The following is a 975-nucleotide window of genomic DNA, read 5'->3' as shown; positions in this document are numbered from 1 at the left end:
TCTGCTCGGCAGCGGCGTCGTCGTCGGTGTCGTTCTCGTCGTGATAGGCGCGGGAGGCGTCTCGCGCGTCGATCAGGTTCAACCCCGCCTCGGTGAGCACGCCGTACAGCGGCGTACGTGCGTTACACAGCATCCCGAGGATGAGGTGGTCGTTGCCGAGCCGGTGGTGTTCCAGGTCGGCGGCTTCTTGCGTGGCGAATGCCAGCAGCATCTTGTCGTCTCGAGTGAATCGACCGAACATGATGGTACTCCTTACGAAGTCGTGCGGCCCATCACTGGGCATCGCGTTGTGAGTGCTTCTGGTGCACGGCCTGCCGGCTGATCTGCAGAACATCTGCAATCGCCTGCCAGCTCCAGCCCTGGTCACGGGCGTTGGCGACCTGAACTTCCTCGAGGCCGTCGGCCAAGGTGCGCAGGGCGCGTACCGCGGCCAGACCTCGAGAAGGGTCGTCGCTCGCGGCGGCCCCGGCGAGGCGGTCGGCCTCGGTGGGTTCGTTGGTCTGTTCGTCGTGCATGTTGTCAGGTTATGTTGACGTCGCCGTGTTGTCAAGAATTATTGACGAGAAGTTTGACGGGGTGGGCGCTGTCGGCGGGGAGGAGAGCGTCGTCGGCGATGGGGAGAGCACCGTCGGCGGAGTTGAGAGCGCTGTCGGCGGGGAGGAGGGCGCTGTCGACGATGGGAAGAGCGCCGTCGCGAGAGTGGGGCGCTACTCGTTGGCGATGGACTCGGTGATGTTCATGCGTGCGGCCCGGCGGGCGGGCACCAGGGCGCCGACGAGACAGAGCACCACCGACACCCCCACGAACACCAGGGTGATCGGCCGGGGTGAGTACGCGATATCCAATGAGGTGGTGGCGCTGAGGATCTCGTCGCTCAGCACGTGCAGGATCACGCCGATGAGCAGGCCCAAGAGGGCGCCGACGACGGCGACCGCCCCGGCTTCGGCGAGCACCATCTGAGAGAGAAAGCGTCGG

Annotated in this window: 2 protein-coding genes and 1 pseudogene; all 3 read right to left on the bottom strand. The window is 65.7% G+C overall.

Going from position 1 to position 975, the window contains the following annotated elements:
- A pseudogene (locus tag B1964_RS03705) lies at positions 1 to 241 on the bottom strand (ATP-dependent Clp protease ATP-binding subunit); the annotation flags it as partial.
- A 31-nt stretch (positions 242 to 272) separates the two neighbouring features.
- The gene (locus tag B1964_RS03700) at positions 273 to 515 is read right to left on the bottom strand and encodes a hypothetical protein (RefSeq protein ID WP_079928897.1); all 243 of its coding nucleotides are present in this window, start codon (positions 513 to 515) and stop codon (positions 273 to 275) included.
- Between the two features lie 192 nt (positions 516 to 707).
- A partial coding sequence (locus B1964_RS03695; RefSeq protein ID WP_139765615.1) for an FtsX-like permease family protein occupies positions 708 to 975 on the bottom strand: 268 nt, incomplete at its 5' end.

The sequence above is a fragment of the Gordonia sp. i37 genome (assembly GCF_002043085.1).
GTDB lineage: Bacteria > Actinomycetota > Actinomycetes > Mycobacteriales > Mycobacteriaceae > Gordonia > Gordonia polyisoprenivorans.
The sequence above is the reverse complement of the archived record's forward strand: the minus strand, read 5'-3'. Positions and strand labels throughout refer to the sequence as shown.